Origin of the sequence: Phocaeicola intestinalis, assembly GCF_014837065.1 — a bacterium.
GTDB lineage: Bacteria > Bacteroidota > Bacteroidia > Bacteroidales > Bacteroidaceae > Phocaeicola > Phocaeicola intestinalis.
This window is the reverse complement of sequence record NZ_JACSPP010000133.1, coordinates 1-1,155: the sequence shown is the minus strand read 5'-3', so window position 1 is coordinate 1,155 and position 1,155 is coordinate 1. Positions and strand designations below refer to the sequence as shown.

At 42.9% G+C, this 1,155-nt stretch carries 2 protein-coding genes; both read left to right on the top strand.

Annotated features, from left to right (window positions below; genetic code table 11):
- The coding region (locus H9625_RS17875; RefSeq protein ID WP_225226497.1) for a hypothetical protein at window positions 1–279 on the top strand (279 nt) is incomplete at its 5' end.
- Entirely contained in the window at window positions 233–1,051 is an 819-nt protein-coding gene (locus H9625_RS17355; RefSeq protein WP_225226496.1) for an immunoglobulin-like domain-containing protein, read from the top strand. The genes H9625_RS17875 and H9625_RS17355, both read left to right, overlap by 47 nt.
- The last annotated feature ends 104 nt before the right edge of the window (window positions 1,052–1,155 follow it).

Here is a 1,155-nt window from a genome sequence, read left to right as displayed (position 1 = left end):
GGGTATTTCATATCGTATGCTTATTGGTATAGCACAAAAATAGTGAGAATATTTTATATTGCCAAATTTATTAGGGATGCAGAATTTTTCGTATATTTGGGCATGGAGTTATGGATAGGCTATGAGAGTAAATACATTGATATGGTTTGTGCTATTGGTTTTGACCGGGTGCGGAGGCAGGCAAATGCGAGGAATCGATTCTTCAGATACATTGGTGGTAAAATCCTCACCTGTGGAAAAACAAGCTACGGGAATGGATATGCTTTACCGTTTGTATAAAGTGTATGGGATATCGGGTGATTTGGCAAGCGACCCTTATTGTCCGCCGTTCCTGAAGGGGGTGTATTATGCTAACGGCATGTTGGTATTTCAGGTAGAAGGCGATACTGTAGCTATACGTCAGACTTTGGAACAGAAAACGGGAAGCAGTGCTTTTCATTTGGAGTTGACAGGTGATTCGTTGTTTTCGCAGAAAGATTTGATAGTATTGCAAAGGAAGGTCCGTCAGCGTTTGGCTTTACCGGAGAATACCGATGTCAATGCCAATGTGGTAGGGTATGGTGTAGGGGCGCATCATTTATCCATAAATCTGATAGTAAATACATCCGAAAGTCAGCAGGCGTTCCGGAAGAAGATTATTGATTCGCCTGCTTTACAATTTAGTGGAGGTCGTATGGATGAACCTTGTACGAAAGAAGGTATAAGCGGGACATTAGGCGTACATTTGAAAACCACTTCTCCGTCTTTTTCTGTCCAATCGGAAACCGTAACTTTTATCTTGTCAAATGAAAGTGGTACGAATATCCATTATGGAGCCGATTACTCGTTGGCTTATGAACGGGAGGGGCAATGGTATCATTTGCCTATAAATCCGAATGTGATAAGTATAGGCTATGTCTTGTGTCCGGGCAAAACGGAAAAGCTTACTGCCCACCTTTATCCCGATGTGCATCCCAACAACCCCGGACGTTACCGTTATTTCAAAGAAATCACTATTGGGGATAATCGTGAAAAGATTCTGTTAATGGCAGAGTTCCGTTTGGAAGATTAGTCTTGAATCTTCCAGTCATCAATGGTTCCGGTCTGCGAGGAGAAGCTTACACCTATTTTATATACAGGCCGCCTGTCGGAAGCGTAGGGGCGTGCGTAGCCTTT